Annotated in this window: 17 protein-coding genes and 2 pseudogenes; 8 read left to right on the top strand and 11 right to left on the bottom strand. The window is 74.0% G+C overall.

Annotated features, from left to right (window positions below):
• The first annotated feature begins 128 nt into the window (after nucleotides 1–128).
• The 3 genes and pseudogenes from ABGB16_RS25130 (at nucleotide 129) to ABGB16_RS25120 (ending at nucleotide 3,251) form a co-directional block, all read left to right on the top strand.
• Nucleotides 129–1,184, top strand: a complete 1,056-nt coding sequence (locus tag ABGB16_RS25130; RefSeq protein WP_347670554.1) for an iron ABC transporter permease — start codon at nucleotides 129–131, stop codon at nucleotides 1,182–1,184.
• A 56-nt stretch (nucleotides 1,185–1,240) separates the two neighbouring features.
• Nucleotides 1,241–2,005: pseudogene (locus ABGB16_RS25125) on the top strand (ABC transporter ATP-binding protein); the annotation flags it as partial.
• A 301-nt stretch (nucleotides 2,006–2,306) separates the two neighbouring features.
• Nucleotides 2,307–3,251 (top strand): iron-siderophore ABC transporter substrate-binding protein, encoded by a 945-nt coding sequence (locus tag ABGB16_RS25120; RefSeq protein WP_347670553.1) that lies wholly within the window; start codon nucleotides 2,307–2,309, stop codon nucleotides 3,249–3,251.
• Nucleotides 3,252–3,358: 107 nt separating this feature from the next.
• On the opposite strand, the gene ABGB16_RS25115 is transcribed toward ABGB16_RS25120, so the two are convergent.
• From ABGB16_RS25115 to trmB, 4 genes are all read right to left on the bottom strand, one after another.
• Nucleotides 3,359–4,261, bottom strand: coding sequence for a hypothetical protein (locus ABGB16_RS25115; RefSeq protein WP_347670552.1), 903 nt, complete (start codon nucleotides 4,259–4,261; stop codon nucleotides 3,359–3,361).
• A 260-nt stretch (nucleotides 4,262–4,521) separates the two neighbouring features.
• On the bottom strand, nucleotides 4,522–5,166 hold the full coding sequence (locus tag ABGB16_RS25110; RefSeq protein ID WP_347670551.1) for a hypothetical protein: 645 nt from the start codon (nucleotides 5,164–5,166) through the stop codon (nucleotides 4,522–4,524).
• Between the two features lie 185 nt (nucleotides 5,167–5,351).
• Nucleotides 5,352–7,865, bottom strand: a complete 2,514-nt coding sequence (locus ABGB16_RS25105) for a DUF3516 domain-containing protein (protein ID WP_347670550.1) — start codon at nucleotides 7,863–7,865, stop codon at nucleotides 5,352–5,354.
• A gap of 94 nt (nucleotides 7,866–7,959) precedes the next feature.
• Complete coding sequence (gene trmB, locus ABGB16_RS25100) at nucleotides 7,960–8,601, bottom strand: tRNA (guanosine(46)-N7)-methyltransferase TrmB (RefSeq protein ID WP_347670555.1); 642 nt, start codon at nucleotides 8,599–8,601, stop codon at nucleotides 7,960–7,962.
• A gap of 207 nt (nucleotides 8,602–8,808) precedes the next feature.
• Between trmB and ABGB16_RS25095 the strand changes: the two genes are divergently transcribed.
• Both ABGB16_RS25095 and ABGB16_RS25090 read left to right on the top strand, forming a co-directional pair.
• Entirely contained in the window at nucleotides 8,809–9,408 is a 600-nt protein-coding gene (locus ABGB16_RS25095) for a hypothetical protein (RefSeq protein WP_347670549.1), read from the top strand.
• Nucleotides 9,409–9,416: 8 nt separating this feature from the next.
• The gene (locus ABGB16_RS25090; RefSeq protein ID WP_347670548.1) at nucleotides 9,417–10,070 is read left to right on the top strand and encodes a class F sortase; all 654 of its coding nucleotides are present in this window, start codon (nucleotides 9,417–9,419) and stop codon (nucleotides 10,068–10,070) included.
• 194 nt (nucleotides 10,071–10,264) lie between these two features.
• Here the strand turns inward: ABGB16_RS25090 and ABGB16_RS25085 are convergent, their stop codons facing one another.
• Genes ABGB16_RS25085 through ABGB16_RS25075 form a run of 3 tightly spaced genes read right to left on the bottom strand, consistent with a single transcriptional unit; the run spans nucleotide 10,265 to nucleotide 12,357 of the window.
• Nucleotides 10,265–10,585, bottom strand: coding sequence for an antibiotic biosynthesis monooxygenase (locus ABGB16_RS25085; RefSeq protein WP_347670547.1), 321 nt, complete (start codon nucleotides 10,583–10,585; stop codon nucleotides 10,265–10,267).
• A 16-nt stretch (nucleotides 10,586–10,601) separates the two neighbouring features.
• On the bottom strand, nucleotides 10,602–11,399 hold the full coding sequence (locus tag ABGB16_RS25080; RefSeq protein ID WP_347670546.1) for an exodeoxyribonuclease III: 798 nt from the start codon (nucleotides 11,397–11,399) through the stop codon (nucleotides 10,602–10,604).
• A gap of 37 nt (nucleotides 11,400–11,436) precedes the next feature.
• Complete coding sequence (locus ABGB16_RS25075) at nucleotides 11,437–12,357, bottom strand: PAC2 family protein (protein WP_347670545.1); 921 nt, start codon at nucleotides 12,355–12,357, stop codon at nucleotides 11,437–11,439.
• 413 nt (nucleotides 12,358–12,770) lie between these two features.
• Here ABGB16_RS25075 and ABGB16_RS25070 point away from each other — a divergent pair, with 413 nt between their 5' ends.
• The 3 genes from ABGB16_RS25070 to ABGB16_RS25060 all read left to right on the top strand — a co-directional run bounded on the left by ABGB16_RS25070 (nucleotide 12,771) and on the right by ABGB16_RS25060 (nucleotide 14,764).
• Entirely contained in the window at nucleotides 12,771–13,688 is a 918-nt protein-coding gene (locus tag ABGB16_RS25070) for a peptidase M23 (RefSeq protein ID WP_347670544.1), read from the top strand.
• A gap of 119 nt (nucleotides 13,689–13,807) precedes the next feature.
• Nucleotides 13,808–13,954 (top strand): hypothetical protein, encoded by a 147-nt coding sequence (locus ABGB16_RS25065; RefSeq protein WP_347670543.1) that lies wholly within the window; start codon nucleotides 13,808–13,810, stop codon nucleotides 13,952–13,954.
• 51 nt (nucleotides 13,955–14,005) lie between these two features.
• Entirely contained in the window at nucleotides 14,006–14,764 is a 759-nt protein-coding gene (locus tag ABGB16_RS25060) for an EcsC family protein (RefSeq protein ID WP_347670542.1), read from the top strand.
• Between the two features lie 128 nt (nucleotides 14,765–14,892).
• Here ABGB16_RS25060 and ABGB16_RS25055 read toward each other — a convergent pair whose 3' ends face one another.
• From ABGB16_RS25055 to ABGB16_RS25040, 4 genes and pseudogenes are all read right to left on the bottom strand, one after another.
• The gene (locus ABGB16_RS25055; protein ID WP_347670541.1) at nucleotides 14,893–15,741 is read right to left on the bottom strand and encodes a GDSL-type esterase/lipase family protein; all 849 of its coding nucleotides are present in this window, start codon (nucleotides 15,739–15,741) and stop codon (nucleotides 14,893–14,895) included.
• Between the two features lie 148 nt (nucleotides 15,742–15,889).
• Nucleotides 15,890–16,372 (bottom strand): roadblock/LC7 domain-containing protein, encoded by a 483-nt coding sequence (locus ABGB16_RS25050; protein ID WP_347670540.1) that lies wholly within the window; start codon nucleotides 16,370–16,372, stop codon nucleotides 15,890–15,892.
• Nucleotides 16,369–16,740 carry a hypothetical protein gene (locus ABGB16_RS25045; protein WP_347670539.1) on the bottom strand — a complete coding sequence of 124 codons (372 nt, stop codon included), beginning with the start codon at nucleotides 16,738–16,740 and terminating at the stop codon, nucleotides 16,369–16,371. Before ABGB16_RS25045 ends, ABGB16_RS25050 begins: the two co-directional genes overlap by 4 nt.
• A 272-nt stretch (nucleotides 16,741–17,012) precedes the next feature.
• A pseudogene (locus ABGB16_RS25040) lies at nucleotides 17,013–17,150 on the bottom strand (antibiotic biosynthesis monooxygenase); the annotation flags it as partial.
• Nucleotides 17,151–17,160: the final 10 nt, after the last annotated feature.

The following is a 17,160-nucleotide window of genomic DNA, read 5'->3' as shown; positions in this document are numbered from 1 at the left end:
CTGTTCAGTGTCACGGCTCATGACGGCGCCGAGCGCAGCGCGGTGACGGGCATGAGGGAGCGCGGCGAGCGAATCGGCCTGTTCAGTGTCACGGCTCATGACGGCGCCGAGCGCAGCGCGGTGACGGCATGAGCACCGGCACTCTCGTTCCCGCCGCGCCGGCCGGGCGGTGGCTGCTGCGCGTCGGGCCGGTACGGGTGCCGGTGCGCCGCCGCCCGCTGCTCGTCGCCGCCGCGCTGGTCGTCCTGCTCGCCGTCGCCGGGGTGCTCAGCCTCGCCCTCGGCACCCCGTACGTCGCGCCGGCGGACGTGCTGCGCGCGCTCTCCGGAGCCGGCACCCCGTACGACCTGGTGGTGCTGGACCTGCGGCTGCCCCGGCTGGTGCTCGCGGCGGCGGCCGGCGCGGCGTTCGGCGTCGCCGGCACGCTGATCCAGAGCGTGGCCCGCAATCCGCTGGCCAGCCCCGACGTCATCGGCATCACCCAGGGCGCCGGGCTCGCCGCCACCGTGGCCCTGACCAGCGGCGCCGCCGCCGTCCTGGTGGCGCCGGCGGCGCTGCTCGGCGGGCTCGCCGCGGCGGCCGTCGTGCTCGCCCTCGGCGCCCGGCACGGGCTGGCCGCCCAGCGGTTCGTCCTCGCCGGGGTGGCGGTGGCCTTCGCCCTGCGGGCGCTGATCGAGGTGGTCATGCTCACCGCCGACCCGATCGACGGGCTGCGCGCGCAGGTCTGGCTCATCGGCACCCTCGCCGGCAAGGGCTGGGCAGAGGCGGCGTGGATCGCCGGCACGCTGGTGGTGCTGCTGCCCGTGCTGCTCTGGGCCGGCTGGGCGCTGAACAGCAGCTCCCTCGACGACGACACCGCCCGGGGGATCGGGGTGCGCCCGGTGGCCCGGCGGGTCGGGCTGGCCGGCACGGGCGTACTCGCCGCCGCGATGGTCACCGCCCAGGTCGGCGCCGTCGACTTCGTCGCCCTGGTCGCCCCCCAGCTGGCCCGCCGGCTCGTCCGGGCCGAGCGCCCCCCGCTGCTCTGCTCCGCCCTGCTCGGCGCGCTGCTGCTGGTCCTGGCCGACCTCGCCGGCCGCCGGCTGTTGGCGCCCACCCAGTTGCCGGCCGGCGTGCTGACCGCTGCGATCGGCGGGCCGTACCTCATGTTCCTGCTGCTGCGCGGCCGGCGGAGGACGTCGTGATGCCCGGTCCCGACGTCGTGCGACCGCCCGCCGATCCCACCACCCGAGGAGCCGCGATGCTCTCCACCCGTGACCTGGTCGTCGGCTACGACGAGCGGATCGTGCTGGACGGCCTCGACGTCGAGCTGCCCGCCGACGCGTTCACCGTCGTCGTCGGGCCCAATGCCTGCGGCAAGTCCACCCTGCTGCGCACCATGGCCCGGCTGCTCACCCCGCGCCGGGGTGCGGTGCTGCTCGACGGCACCGCGATCCGCGACCTGCCCACCCGCCAGGTCGCCCAGCGGCTCGGGGTGCTGCCGCAGAGCCCGCTGGTCCCCGAGGGGGTCACCGTCGCCGACCTGGTGGGCCGGGGTAGGCAGCCGTACCAGCGGTGGTGGCGGCAGTGGTCGGCGCGGGACGCCGAGGCGGTCGCCGAGGCGATGGCCCTCGCCGACGTGGCGGAGCTCGCCGACCGCCCGGTGGACACCCTCTCCGGCGGCCAGCGGCAGCGGGTCTGGATCGCCATGACCCTCGCCCAGGACACCGAGGCGCTGCTGCTGGACGAGCCGACCACCTTCCTCGACCTGGCCCATCAGGTGGAGGTGCTGGACCTGCTGCACCGGCTGCGCGCCGAGCGGGGCCGGACCGTGGTCGCCGTGCTGCACGACCTGAACCAGGCCGCCCGGTACGCCGACCACCTGGTCGCCATGCGCGCCGGCCGGGTGGTGGCCGCCGGCCCGCCCCGGGAGATCCTCACCGCCGAGCTGGTTCGCGACGTCTTCGGGCTCGACTGCGTCGTCGTGCCCTGCCCGGTGACCGGCGCGCCCCTCGTGGTGCCCGCCCTCACGTCCCCCTCCCTGGCCGCCGCCTCGGCCCCTGCTCCGGCCGCCGCTTCCGTGCCGGCTGCCTCTCCGGGTGCCGTTTCCGTGCCGGCTGCTGCTCCGGGTGCCGTTTCCGTGCCGGCTGCTGCTCCGGGTGCCGTTTCCGTGCCGGCTGCTGCTCCGGGTGCCGTTTCCGTGCCGGCTGCTGCTCCGGGTGCCGTTTCCGTGCCGGCTGCTGCTCCGGGTGCCGCTTCCGTGCCGGCCGTCTCCGCCTCTACCTGCGCCGGCCCGACCGCCGGTTGAACCATCGGAAAGGAAACCCATGCGTCGTCTCGCCGCCGCGCTCGTCGCGGCCCTCGCCCTCGGCGTCGGGCTCACCGCCTGCGGTGAGAGCGACCCCGTCGCCGGCACCGCCACCGGGGAGACCCGGGAGATCACCCACGCCATGGGCACCACGAAGGTGCCCGCCGACCCGAAGCGGGTCGTCGTCCTCGACACCGACAAGATCGACACGGCGCTGTCGCTCGGCGTCATGCCGGTCGGCGCCGCCACCGCCGGTCAGGCGAAGAGCTGGCCGACGTACTTCGGCGCGGACAAGCTGGCCGGGATCAAGGAGGTCGGGGTGCTCACCGAGCCCGACCTGGAGGCGATCAACGCGCTGCACCCCGACCTGATCCTCGGCAGCAAGTTCCGCCAGGAGAAGTTCTACGACGAGCTGTCCGCCATCGCCCCGACGGTGTTCACCGACAAGGTGGGCATCACCTGGAAGGAGAACTTCCTCCTCGACGGCAAGGCGCTGGGCAAGGAGCAGCAGGCCAAGGATCTGCTCGCCGCGTACGAGAAGCGGGCCGAGGAGTTCGGTGCGAAGCTGGGCGACGCCGCGAACCGGAAGATCTCCATCGTCCGCTTCATCCCCGGCGCGATCCGCGTGTACGGGCCCGACTCGTTCTCCGGCATCGTCGTCGGCGACACCGGCCTGGGCCGCCCCGAACGGCAGCAACTCGCCGGCAAGGAGGACAGGCGCTTCGACGTGGTCAGCGCCGAGCGGGTCAACGAGGTCGACGGCGACGTCATCTTCGTGACCGCGTACGGCGAGAAGGCCGCCGCGGAGCAGGCCAACGTCACCGGCGGTGCCCTGTGGAAGGGCCTGTTGGCGGTCAAGGCCGGCAAGGCGTACGTGGTCTCCGACGAGGTCTGGATGACCGGCATCGGCGTCGGCGCCGCCAACAAGATCCTCGACGACCTGGCCAAGTACCTGACCGCCTGACCCGCCTCGCCCTTCGGGGCCGCTCAAGATCCGCGCAACTTCTGGGAAGATGCTGCCTCGATACTGGACGGGGCAGCAGCTCCCGTGAAGTTGCGCGGATCTTCGCGTCAGCGCAAGCGAGCGGTGCGGGAGGACAAGACTCGGCGGAGCTCGGTCAGGAAGCCGTCGAAGTCCGTGCCGAAGCGTTTTGCCGTGAGGTGCAGGACGACCCACTCCTCGCCGAGTAGGCGGTTGAGGCGTTGCCGGTCGCGGTGGAACTGCTCGGGGTCGTGGTGCCACAGTCCGTCGTACTCGACCGCGACCTTCAGCTCCGGCCAGGCGAGATCGACCCGGGCGATGAACCGGCCGTCCCGCTCCACGACGAACTGCGTCACCGGTCGTGGAAGGCCGGCAAGCACGAGCCGGACCCGCACCCGCGACTCCTGCGGCGACTCGGCCCCTCCGTCGGCCAACTCGGCGACGCGGAGCATGCGTTTCCAGCCCCGGACGCCCACGCTGGCCCGGGCTCGATCTCGCAGCTGACCGGGGCGAACCAGCCCGTGCCGGACAAGGCAGTCCACCAGCGCCACCGAATCCTCGACCCCGAGCCACTGTGCCAGGTCCCAGCAGGTGCGCTCCGGCGTGGTCACCGGGATCCCGTCGCGCTGCCGGATGTCGCCTTCCGTCATCGCCGCCGTGTGCACGGCGAGGCCGGCGACGGGACCGAAGCGCCGACCGGCGGGCACCAGGACGTCGAGAGGGGCGGTGGCATCGACGGTCCCCGCGCCGAACAGGGCGGCCGCACTGCGCCCGGCAATCGTGATGCCGTCGGGAAGCAGCCACCGGGCGGCTGCGACGCACCGGAGCCGGTGCGAGATAGGGACGTTCGCATCGACGTAGATGTCCTTGAACAGCGGTCGCCAGGCCCGGCTGCGCAGCTCGGACCGGGTCAGCAGCCCGCGGGCGACGACCTGTGAACCCCGGAAGACGCGCCCCCGCAACTGATCGGGACGCCGAGGAGAAACCGCCATCCACCAACCCTGACCGCCCCCGACCCCCCTCCGCGACCCCTGTGGATAACCTCGATCCCCTGCCAGGACTGCAAGATCCGCGCAACTTCAGCGAAGATGCCGGGTCACGGCGCGGCGATGCAGCATGTTCACCGAAGTTGCGCGGATCTTGGGGCGCGGTGGGGCGCGGCGCGCCGCGCGCGGCGCGCGGGGTGGGGGGCGGGGGTGGGTGGGCGGGTGGGTGGCGGTGGGTCAGGCAGCGGTGGTCAGGCAGCGGTGGGTCAGGCGGCGGTGGACCAGATGGCGCGGAAGGCGGCCGCCTCGCCGGCCAGCCACTGCTCGATCTGGTCGGGCCTGGCGCCCTCGGGCATGCGGTGGGCCTCGCCGCGACGGACGTCGACCAGGACCGGCTCGGCGTGCGGGAGCACCGCGTCCCGGTGCCGGGCCATCAGGTGCAGGGTGGCCAGGGCGGCCTCCTCGCTCGGCGGGGCCTCGTCGAAGTGCAGCCGGACGGCCTCCGCCCGGCCGTCGGCGTATCGGATGCCGAAGTGCGGGTTGATCTTGACAGGTAGGTCGCCGAGCATGGCCAGGGCGTCGCGGGTCTGCGCCAGGTCGACGCCGGTCGGCTCGCCGAGGGTGTGCAGCCAGGCGGTCGCCCCGGGGACGAGGGCCTGGTAGAGCGGGCGCCAGCGCGGCTTGACGAGGTCGGCCACCTGGGCGAGGTGGGTGCCGCCGGTGTGGAAGGCGATGTCGGCCTTGAGCGCCTTGACGAACTGGCCGTGCGGGTTGAACCCGTGCTTGCTGGCCCGCTGCTTGCGTAGGCCACCGACGAAGCTGGCCTTGGTCGGCCCGGTGCGGTCGACGTACCGGGTGAAGCCGAGGAGGGTGGCGTAGGGCGGGAGGGTGCTGGAGGTGGGCGCGGTCACGGACGTCCTCCCAGGTCAGGACTTCGATTAGTACATACATTCTAATCGACGGGGCTGACATCGCCCAGGGAACGAAAGGGGCCGTCCGGGCATCCCGGACGGCCCCTGCGAAGAGTTTCCACGGCCCCTGTGAAGAGTTTCCACGGCCCCTGGAAAAGAGGGTTCCACGGCCCTGGAAAGAGGTCCTACAGCTGCCCGACGTCGGTGATCCGGACGACGGCGGCACCCGCCTCGTCGGAGGCGGCCAGGTCGATCTCGGCGCTGATGCCCCAGTCGTGGTCGCCGTCCGGGTCGTCGAGTATCTGCCGGACCGTCCACCGCTGCGGGCCCTGCTCGATCATCAGCAGCGCCGGGCCGCGGGCGTCCGGCCCGGTCCCGATCGAGTCGTACGCCTCGAAGTACGGCTCCAGCGCGTCCGCCCACGCGTCGGCGTTCCAGCCCGCCTCGGCGTCCAGCTCGCCGAGGAGATCCCAGCGGCGCAGGGCGGCCAGCTCGACCCGGCGGAACAGCGCGTTGCGGACGAGGACCCGGAACGCGCGGGCGTTGCGGGTGACCGCCGGCGGCCGGTCGTCCAGGGCGGCGTGCGCCTCGGCCGCCTCGGCGACGTCGGACGGGTTGCGCAGCCGCTCCCACTCGTCGATCAGGCTGGAGTCCACCTGGCGGACCAGCTCGCCGAGCCACTCGATGAGGTCGACCAGCTCGTCGGTCTTGGCGTCCTCGGGGACGGTCTGCCGCAGCGTCTTGTACGCGTCGGCGAGGTACCGCAGCACCAGACCCTCGGACCGGGACAGGCCGTAGAACTGCACGTACTCGGTGAAGGTCATCGCCCGTTCGTACATGTCGCGGACGACGGACTTGGGGGAGAGCTGGTGGTCGGCCACCCACGGATGCCCCTGCCGGTACATCTCGTACGCGCCCTCCAGCAGCTCGGCGAGCGGCTTGGGCCAGGTCACCTCGTCGAGCAGTTCGAGGCGGGCCTCGTACTCGATGCCCTCGGCCTTCATCGCGGCGACCGCCTCGCCGCGGGCCTTGAACTGCTGCGCGGACAGCACCTGGCGGGGGTCGTCGAGGATCGACTCGATCACGCTCAGCACGTCAAGGGCGTACGCGGGGGACTCCCGGTCCAGCAGTTCGATCGCGGCCAGGGCGAGCGGCGACAGCGGCTGGTTGAGCGCGAAGTCGAGCTGGAGGTCGACGGTGAGCCGGACGCGGCGGCCGGCCTCGTCCGGCTCGGGCAGCTCCTCGACCACACCGCCGGCCCGCAGCGCCCGGTAGATGGCGACGGCCCGGCGGATGTGGCGGCGCTGGGCGGCCCGGTCCTCGTGGTTGTCGGTGAGCAGGTGCCGCATCGCGGCGAACGCGTCGCCGGGCCGGCCGATGACGTTGAGCAGCATCGAGTGGCTGACCTGGAAGCTGGAGGTCAGCGGCTCCGGCTCGGCCTCGACGAGGCGGTCGAAGGTGGGCCTCCCCCAGCCGACCGAGCCCTCCGGCGGCTTCTTCTTGACGACCTTGCGCCGCTTCTTCGGGTCGTCGCCGGCCTTGGCGAGGGCCTTCTCGTTCTCGATGACGTGCTCGGGCGCCTGCACCACCACCCGGCCGAGGGTGTCGAAGCCGGCCCGGCCGGCGCGGCCGGCGATCTGGTGGAACTCGCGGGCCTTGAGCAGGCGGGTACGCGTGCCGTCGTACTTCGACAGGCCGGTGAACAGCACGGTGCGGATGGGCACGTTGATGCCGACGCCGAGGGTGTCGGTGCCGCAGATGACCTTCAGCAGGCCGGCCTGGGCCAGGGTCTCCACCAGGCGGCGGTACTTGGGCAGCATGCCGGCGTGGTGCACGCCGATGCCGTGCCGGACCAGCCGGGACAAGGTCTTGCCGAAGCCGGAGGTGAACCGGAAGTTGCCGATCGCCTGCGCGATCATGTCCTTCTCGGCGCGGGTGCAGACGTTCACGCTCATCAGCGCCTGGGCGCGCTCCAACGCCGCGGCCTGCGTGAAGTGCACGACGTACACCGGGGCCTGCTTGGTCTCCAGCAGCTCCTCCAGGGTCTCGTGCAGCGGCGTCGTCGCGTACGAGAAGAGGAGCGGGACCGGCCGCTCGGCCGAGCGGACGACGGCGGTCGGCCGGCCGGTGCGCCGGGTGAGGTCGTCGACGAAGCGGGTGGTGTCGCCGAGCGTGGCGGACATCAGGACGAACTGCGCCTGCGGCAGCTCGATCAGCGGCACCTGCCAGGCCCAGCCGCGGTCGGGCTCGGCGTAGAAGTGGAACTCGTCCATGATCACCTGGCCGACGTCGGCCCGGGCGCCCTCGCGCAGCGCGAGGTTGGCCAGGATCTCGGCGGTGCAGCAGATGACCGGGGCGTCCGGGTTGACGCTGGCGTCGCCGGTGAGCATGCCGACGTTGTCGGCGCCGAAGACCTCGCAGAGGGCGAAGAACTTCTCCGACACCAGGGCCTTGATCGGCGCGGTGTAGAAGGTGGTCCGGCCGTCGGCCAGGGCGGCGAAGTGCGCGGCGATCGCGACCAGGCTCTTGCCGGAGCCGGTCGGCGTATTCATGATCACGTTCGCCCCGGAGACGATCTCGATGACCGCCTCCTCCTGGTGGGGGTAGAGGTCGAGGCCGCGCTCGGACGCCCAGCCGGCGAACGCGTCGTAGAGGGTGTCGGGGTCGGCGGTCGCGGGCAGCGCGGCGGTGAGGGTCATAGCGCGTCCATGGTGCCTGGATCATGGCTGCCAGCGCCAACCGGGGCGGCCGCCGACGTCCGTGCCGCTTCGTCGGACGGTCGCCGCAGGGGAGTCAAGAAGGGGCCGTTCCCTTCAGGTGGACCAGGTCGAAGACCGGGCGGCCGGCGGTGCGGGCGCGGCGCTCGAACCGGGTGACCGGGCGGTGATCGGGTCGCGGCGCGTACCCGCCGTGCGGGTCGGTCAGCCCCGGGTCGGCGGTCAGCGTCTCGCGCATCGACTCGGCGTACTCGGCCCAGTCCGTCGCGCAGTGCAGGGTGCCGCCGGGCGCCAGCCGGGAGCGCAGCAGCGCCACGTGCGCCGGCTGGATGATCCGCCGCTTGTGGTGGCGTGCCTTCGGCCACGGGTCGGGAAAGAACACGTGCACCGCGTCCAGGGACTCCTCGGGCAGCGCCCGGACCAGATCCAGGGCGTCGCCCCGGGCCACCCGCACGTTGGGCAGGCCCCGGCGCTCCACCAGGTCGAGCAGGTTGCCGATTCCGGGCGTGTGCACCTCGACCGCCAGATAATCTCGGTCCGGGTCGTCGGCGGCCATCGCGGCCGTCGCGTCACCCATGCCGGAGCCGATCTCCAGCACCACGGGGGCCCGTCGGCCGAAGAGCGACGCCAGGTCCACCGGCGCGGCGAGGCCGTCGTCGATCGTCAGGCCGTACGCGGGCCAGAGCCGGTCGAGGGCGTCGGCCTGCCGGCCGCTCATCCGGCCGCGGCGGGGATGGAAGGTGCGGATCCGGGCCAGGTGGGGCGCGGTTCCGGTGGGGTTCTGGTCGATGGCAGTCACAGCGACCCGAGCGTACGCGACGGTCGCGCCGAATCGGATGTGATGTACGACCGGGGATGAGAGGATTCATCCCGTATGGCAGGCCGGGCGGCCGCCCGGCGTCGCGACACCGCGCCGGGAGGGGTCATGGGGTCAGCCGCTCGCCTCGGCGCCGCGCTGGCGATCGTGGTCACCGCGTTCGCCGGCCCCCTTGCGGCGGTCGCGCGCGCCGCGGAGGCGCCCGCCGCGGCCCAGCCCGATCCCGGCAACGACCAGCCCGACCCCGGCGCTGTCCCGCCCGGCCGGGTCTTCGTCCAGGTCACCCCCGGCACCGTGGAGGCCGGCTTCCTCGTCGGCATCCGGGCGAGCTGCCGGGACAACTCCGTGCCCGCGATCGTGGTCTCCGACGCCTTCGGCCGGATCGGCGTGCAGCCGCAGTGGGGGCTGCTCACCGCGTCCCCGATGGTGCGGGAGCGCACCCGGCCGGGCAACTACCCGGTCAAGCTGGAGTGCCGGGACGAGGAGACCGCCTCCACGATGCTCCAGGTGGTCAAACGGATGCCGACACCGACCCACGGGCCGACGCACCGGCCCAGCCGCGGCCCCGCCACCGGCTTCGGGGGCACCGCCCGGGACGCCACCGGCGGGCTGCTGCTGCCCGGCGGTCTGGCGCTGACCGTGGCCGGCGTGACGATCGGCGTGTTCGCGGCACGCCGGCCCCGGGCCGGCCGCGGCGGGAGGCGGTGAGGGCGGCCGTGGCGTCCACGCGCGTACCCGGATCGGCCGCCCCGGCGGGACGGCGGCGGCCCTGGTCGGTGCCGGCGGCCGTGGTCCTGGTGGTGATCGGCGTCTTCGCCACCGGCGCGGGGCTGGGGCGCACGGTCGGGCCGTTCGACCGGGCCACCGGCGGGGGGACCGCCTCCGCCGACGGGGCCGCCAGGCTCACCGCCAGCCGCCCGGTCAGCCTGGCCGTGCCGGCGATCCGGGTCGCCGCGCCCGTGGATCCGGTCGGTGAGGCCCCGGACGGGTCGATCGCCGTCCCGCCGCTGAGCAAGCACGACCAGACCGGCTGGTACGACCGGGGCCCGACCCCGGGCGAGCCGGGCCGGGCGATCATCGTCGGGCACGTGGACACGAAGGCCGGCCCGGCGGTCTTCTACGACCTGGGCCGCCTGAAGGCCGGCGACCGGATCGAGGTGACCCGGGCCGACCGCACGGTGGTGGTCTTCGCGGTGGACTCCGTCGAGCACTTCGGCAAGGACGACCTGCCCGCCGACCGGGTGTACGGCGACGACGGCCCGCCCGCGCTCCGGCTGATCACCTGCGGCGGCGACTGGGTCGGCGGGCGCACCGGCTACGCCGACAACGTCATCGCCTTCGCCTCGCTGGTCGACACCCGCCTCCCGTGAGCGCACCCGTCCCGCCGCGCGCCGCGGGACGCCAGGCCGCGCGGACCGCGCGTTGTCGGCGACGTGGCGGCTTCCCGGCGCCGCGGAGACCGCGTTGTCGGCGACGTGGGGGTGTCCCGCCGCGCGGGCCGCGCGATGTCGGCGACATGGCGCCCCGCCCGCCAAGCCGGCCGGGTCGGCCGGGTCAGCGTGGCTCAGGCCCGGCCCGGCACCTGCTGGACGACCTCGAACTCCAGCAGCGTCGCGCCCGAGGCGACCGGCCGGCGCTGCTCGCCGCCCGGACCGCCGGCGTGCGCGGCCCGCGCCGGCCCCGACGCCCACGCCTGGTACGCCTCCTCCGACTCCCATCGCGTGTACACGAAGTAGCGGCTCTCCCCGGCGACGGGGCGCAGCAGCTCGAAGCCGAGGAAGCCGGGGGAGTTCTCCACCGCGCCGGCCCGGGCCGCGAACCGGCGCTCCAGCTCCTCGCCCGCGCCCTCGGGGACGTCGATCGCGTTGATCTTCACAACCGCCATGGCTCCACACTAGTGGTCAGAGCGGCTCGACGGCCGGGACCAGCTCGGCGTCGACGACGATCGGCGCGTGGTCGGAGGGCCCCTTGCCCTTGCGCGCCTCCCGGTCCACGTACGCGGAGCGGACCGTCCGGGCGAAGGGCGCCGAGGCGTATACGAGGTCGATCCGCATGCCCTTGTTCTGGTGGAACATCCCGGCCCGGTAGTCCCAGTACGTGTACGGGTGCGGGCCCTTCATCGGGGTGGGCACCACGTCGCTGAGCCCGAGGTCGCGCAGCGCCGCCAGGGCCGCCCGCTCGGCCGGGGTGACGTGGGTGGAGCTGACGAACAGCGCCGGGTCCCAGACGTCGGCGTCGGTCGGGGCGACGTTGAAGTCGCCGCAGACCGTCAGCGGCAGGGGACTGGTCAGCTCCTGCTCCAGCGCGTCGCGCAGGGCGGCGAACCAGGCCAGCTTGTACGCGTAGTGCGGGTCGTCCGGGGCGCGGCCGTTCGGCACGTACACCGACCAGACCCGCAGCCCGGCGCAGGTGGCCGAGATGGCGCGCGCCTCCGGTTCGGGGAAGCCCGGCTCGCCGGGGAAGCCGACCGCCACGTCGGCCAGGCCCACCCGGGACAGGATCGCCACCCCGTTCCACCGGCCGTCGCTGTGGCTGGCCACCTCGTAGCCCAGCGCGCCGACCTCGGCCGCCGGGAACGCCCCGTCGGGGCACTTGGTCTCCTGGAGGCAGACGACGTCGGGCGTGGTGGTGGCCAGCCAGTCGAGCAGCCGGGGCAGGCGGGCCTTCACCGAGTTCACGTTCCAGGTGGCCAGGCGCATGTCCCTAGCCTGCCCCATCCCGGGCCCGCCCGCCCGATCAGCTCCCCGGGGTGTCGCCCGGCCGGCCCTGCTCGGCCAGGAACCGCTCCAGTTCCGCGCCGAGTTCGTCGGCGGTGGGCAGCGGACCGGTCTCGGCGGCCAGCAGGTTCTTCTCCCCCCGGCCCCGGGCGAACGCGTCGTACTGCTCCTCCAGTGCCCGCACGAGGGCGGCGGCCTCGTCGGTCTGGGCGACCTGGCGGTCGATCTCGACCCGGACGACCTCGGCGGCGGAGCGCAGGCCGTCACGGGGCAGCAGCAGGCCGGTGCTGCGCGACACCGAGGCGAGCAGCACCTCCGCCGCCGCGGGGTACTCGGTCTGTGCGACGTAGTGCGGTACGTGCGCGGCGAAGCCGAGCGCGTCGCGGCCCTGCTCACCGAGGCGGTACTCCAGCAGGTGGCCCACGCTGCCGGGAACCTGGACGCGCTGCAGCCACGGCTCGTAGCCGGCGATCAGCTCGCGCCGGGTGGCGTGCGCGGTCACCCCGGTCGGGCGGGTGTGCGGCACGGCCATCGGGATGGAGTTGAGCCCGACGGTGAGCCGGACGTCGAGGCGGGCGGCGAGCCCGGCGACGGCGGCCACGAACCGCTCCCACTGCAGGTCCGGCTCGGGGCCGCTGAGCAGCAGGAACGGGGTCTCGTCGTCGTCGCGCAGCAGGTGCACCTCGAGCTGGGGGGCCTCGTATTCCGTCCAGTGGTCCTCGACGAAGGTCATCGGCGGGCGTCGCGACCGGTAGTCGTAGAGCTGGTCGACGTCGAAGCGGGCGACGGGCTGCGCGTCGAGCGAGGTGAGCAGCTGCTCACGGGCGAGCCGGGTCGCGTTCCCGGCGTCGACGAAGCCGGTGAGGGCCTGGATGAGGACAGGCTGTCCGAGGTCGGGCAGATCGTCGGTGAGCTCGTAGAGCTCGTGTGGGTCGAGCACCGGTGCGGACCTCCCTGGGGATCAGCGTGCGGAAGCCGTGGCGCGCACGGCTCCCGGTTCGGGGAACGTACCCGACATCCTCGTGCATTCCTCGTGGGGGTGATCCGCCGGAAGACCCCTCGGCCGTGGCCAGGGGAAGACCGGGTAGGGGACCTGCGTGATCGGCTGTTTGGGTGAGTGGACGCCGGCCGAACGGCGGAGGTATGGGGACGCGATCCTGGCGGGTCGCCGGCGGGACGTTACCTGCCCGGGTCGGTCCGCCCCGGCCAGGGGCGGAGGTCCGTCCGGATCGCCCGAAGTGCCAGGCGGTGCCCCGTCGATCAATGGAATATCCGCATTTTCGATGAAAAACTGTGGGAACCACCACTCCGCCTGCCTGGGCCGGCGGCGCGCGGCCTGCCTAGCCTCGTCAGATGCGCGACGACGGCACCCTCGACGACCAGTACGGCCCCGGTGGCACGACTGGCCGTTCGGACGTTACCCCCTCGCCCGAACGGCCAGCCTCCACCACTGCCAGCGCGCCCCCCCGGCGCCCCTGGAGTTCCCTCGCTGGCCTGTCCCGTACCCGCTTCGGCTCGCTCCGAAACCTCCTCCTGCCCGGCCGCCCCGGATCCGGCCCGGCCTGGGCGCGGGTGGCGCTGGCCACCGGTGTGGTCTGCTGCCTCGGCCTGGCCGCCTTCGCCCAGGCCAGGGGCGAGGCGGTCCAGCCCACCACCCGGGCCGGATCCACGGCCGACGCGGCCGAACGCGCCGGTGGGGACGCGGCGTCCCGGTCGCTGCCCCGCACACCGGTCGCCACTCCCTCCGCCACTCCCTCCGCCACTCCCTCGGCCGACCCGGACACCACCCGTACGCCGGCGCCCCGCAGGTCGCCCGCCCGCCCCGCCGACCCCGCCCCGGTGGCCGGCCTGACCCGCGTCCAGATGATCAACGCGAAGACGATCGTGACGACCGGCCGGAAGATGGGCGTCCCCCGGCGGGGCCTGGTCATCGCCGTGGCGACGGCGATGCAGGAGAGCAACCTCTACAACTACGCCAGCGGGGTGCTGCCCGAGTCGCAGAACTACCCGCACCAGGCCATCGGCTGGGACCACGACTCCGTCGGGCTGTTCCAGCAGCGGCCCAGCAGCGGGTGGGGCGAGGTCGGCCAGCTCATGAACCCCGCGTTCGCCACCCGGCAGTTCCTCACCGCGCTGCGGGAGATCCCGGGGTGGGAGGACATGGCGCTCACCGACGCCGCCCAGGCGGTGCAGGTCTCCGCGTACCCGTGGGCGTACGCCCAGCACGAGTGGCGGGCGACCGAGGTGGTCGACGCGTTCCTGGGCAGGTGAGCCCGGCCCGCCGGGGGCCGGCGCCCGGTCGGCCGGCGGACCGTTATCGTCCATAGTGGACGCTTGATGGTTGCCGGGTCCGGGTACACATGATGAGGAGCGACCGACAGGAGGGCGACATGTCAGCACTGGTGCAGCGGATCAGCAGGTTCCTCCGGTCCCCGCAGGGGCAGCGGCTGGTCGAACGGGGACGCCGCGAACTGGCCAAGCCGGAGACCCAGCGGAAGCTGAGGCAGCTCGCCACACGCCTGTCCAGCCGGCGCTGACCCGGCGCCGCGCCCGCCGTACCCGATCGTCACCGACCACCGGGAGCCCCCGTGACCGACCCCGCCCCCGCCGACGGCCAGCCCACCACCCCCGCACCCCAGCCGGCGTCGCAGCCGCCGGCGGTGGCCCCGGACGCCCCGGAGGGTCCGCCGGCCACGCTGTGGGACCGGATGCGCGAGGATCCGCAGTACGCCCCGGAGCACCTGGCCCTGGAGGCCGTGCGCAGGCTCGGGCCGGAGGCGGCGCAGTGGGCGGCGGGGGCCCGGGCGGAACGGCCGGACGCCCCGGCCGACGAGTTGGCCGACCAGGCGGTCCGCCGGTTCGTCAACCTGGCGCGGCTGTCGGGCGCGGTCTCCGGCGCCGCCGGCCTGCCCGGCGCGGTGATCGACGTCGGGGTGCTCGCCTGGACCCAGGCTCGGATGGTGCTGCACGTCGCGGCGGCGTACGGGGCCGACCCGAAGCATCCCGACCGGGCCACCGACCTGTTGGTGCTGCAGCGGGTGCACAAGGCCGCCGAGACCGCCCGGCTGGCGCTGGGCGTGGCCGCCGGGCGGGAGCGGGCCGGGGCGCTCTTCGGCACCGGCGGGCAGCCCGCGCTGGGCAGGGTCATGCTGCGGCTGAGCGTACGGCTGGCCCGGATGGCCGGGGTACGCGCGGCGAAGCGGCTCTTCGCGAAGGTCGTGCCGGGCGCCGCGATCATCCTCGGCACCTGGGCCAACTCGTCGGCCACCAAGGATCTCGCCGACCGGTCCCGGCAGCTCTACCGCGCGACGGGTCCGGGCGGGATACCGCGGCCCCGCCGTCCCTGACCCCTGGCGGCTCTGGTCGAGGCCCGCGGCGCGCTCTGGGCGAGGCCCGCGGCGCGCTCTGGGCGAGGCCCGCGGCGCGCTCTGGGCGAGGCCCGCGGCGCGCTCTGGGCGAGGCCCGCGGCGTCGCTCTAGTCGAAGCCCGCGGCGCGCCAGGTCACCTCGGCGAGCCGGCCCTGCCCGGCCACGTTCGGGTGGAACCAGTCCAGCGCGTTGACCAGGTCGAGGCTGAACCGCACCCGGTGCACGGCCCCGCCGTCGTGCCGGCACCGCGAGCCGTACGCCCGGCAGGCCGCCCGCAGTTCGGCGTTGTACGCGTCGATGCGCTGCCGGACGGCGGCCCGGCGGGCCACGTCGTCCGGCGCGGTCGAGGCCGCGTCGGCCAGCAGCGCGGGGCACACGCCGTGCCGCCACGCCCGCAGCGCCCGGGAGTCGGTGTGCCCGACCTGCCACAGCCGGTACAGGTCGGGGATGCTCACCACCAGCACCCGCGCCTTCGGCCGGCCCCTGCGCAGCACCCGCAGGCCGCGGTCCACCTCGGCGCGGAACGTCGCCACCGGCGTCATCGCCTCGACCCCGCCCCGGCACACGTCGTTCGCCCCGATCAGCACCGTGACGTAGTCGGCGCGGTCGCGTACGGCCGCCTCGGCCTGCCCGGCGAGGGCCGCGGCCCGGGCGCCCGGCGCGGCGTGGTTGTACGCCTTGCCGCGGATGCGTGGGTCGCGGTCGAGCAGCCGCCGGTAGTGACTGTCCACCCGCAGCCCGTCGCCGCTGGACCAGGAGTTGCGCTGGCAGGAGGTGAGCATCAGGCAGGAGCCGAAGCCGGTGCTGATCGAGTCACCGAGGGCGACCATCACCGCCGGCGAGCCCGGCGCGGGCGGACGGCCGGACGGCCGGGGCGAGGCGGACCCGCCGCTCTCGCAGGCGAGCGCGGTCAGGGCCAGCAGGCAGGCGACGGCGGTGACCCAGCGACGTGGCATGATCCCCCACTCCTGCGCGGCGGAGAGCGACGGCGCGGTAACCGTACGCGCCGGGCGGGGGTGCGCGGCCGGCTGCTGTCGGCTTTCCGGCAGAACCCGCCGCCGGGGGCCGGGGTGTGCTAGGAGCAGTTGGAGGGTGGGCCGGGCCTCAGCCGCCGGCGCCCAGCAGCACCGCGAGGCGCTCGGCCACGGCGGGGGCGTTCAGGTGGAGCCGGGCCACGTTCACCGCGTCCTCGCCGACCACCGCGAGCAGCGCCTGGCTGTTGACGGCGTAGACGCTCAGGTAGCCGCCTGCGTTGCGGACGGTGGACTGCCGGAACGGCCCCTGCCCGAGGCTCAGGCCGACCTGCCGCCCCAGCCCGAACGTGCTCGCGGCGAGCGCGGCCAGGTCCTCCGGCCGGCTGCCCTCGGGCATGTTGTGGGTGATGAGGAGTCCGTCCACGCCGCCCAGGACGCAGCCGTTCACGCCGGGGATCTGCAGCCGGAGCTCCGAGAGTTCGGTGTCGATCGCCCCGTACGGCAGGGAGAGGTTGCCGGCCAGCGATGCCGGGAGGTGCTCCGCCGGGGGCAGCGTGCTGGTCCGCGGGACGCGGCGGGGGAGTGCGGTGTCGTACGTTCCGGAGGCGTTCAAAGCTCCAGCTGCTCCTCGACGCTGCGAAGCTGGTGGCGGGCGAGCGCCAGGTTGGCCCGGTTCTTGCTGAGCATCAGGTAGAGGAAGAGTCCCTTACCGCTGCGGCTGGTGACCGGTCGGATGATGTGGTACTGCGAGCCGAGCGTGATGAGGATGTCCTCGATCTCGTCGTCGAGGTTGAGCATCTCCATCGTGCGCAGCTTCGCGCGGACGACGTCGGTGTTGCCGGCGGCGGCGACGGTCAGGTCCAGTTCGGCCGTTCCCCCCGCCACGCCCAGCGTCATCCCGCTGGTGTAGTCCACCACCGCGACACCGATCGCGCCCTCGATCTGCATCGCGTTTTTCAGCGAGACGTCAAGGTTCGTCACGAGACTTTCCCCCAGGTCGAAGAAAGGCGTTCCCCCGTACCGCGGGTGTCCGGGTGGCCACGGTGTGGGCGATGCCTGCAGAGCAGTGGTGAGAGGTTTGCATACTGGCTGGTCGGACGCGTTGGGAGGATTCCCCCACACCTGACCGGGTGGCCGGATTCCGGTTGCGGACCGGAAAATGTGCCGGCCCGGTGGATGGAGCCTCGGCCTTCCGGTCTGTTAGGACGCGTGTCGGACGACCTGACCGACGCGCGGTGGACGGTGCTGGGCGGTCAGCGGGGTGCGCGCCGGGGCGCCCGCTGGCCGTGCAGCCATCGGTGCAGGGCCCGGGTGAGCCGGGGCAGCACCAGGTACGTCATCAGCGGGGTCAGGCACAGGGTTGTGAGCAGCGTACGGACAGCCAGCGGGACGCCCGCGGCG

Origin of the sequence: Micromonospora sp. B11E3 (assembly GCF_039871625.1) — a bacterium.
Taxonomy (GTDB): Bacteria; Actinomycetota; Actinomycetes; order Mycobacteriales; family Micromonosporaceae; genus Micromonospora.
This window is presented reverse-complemented; position numbering and strand designations above follow the sequence as displayed.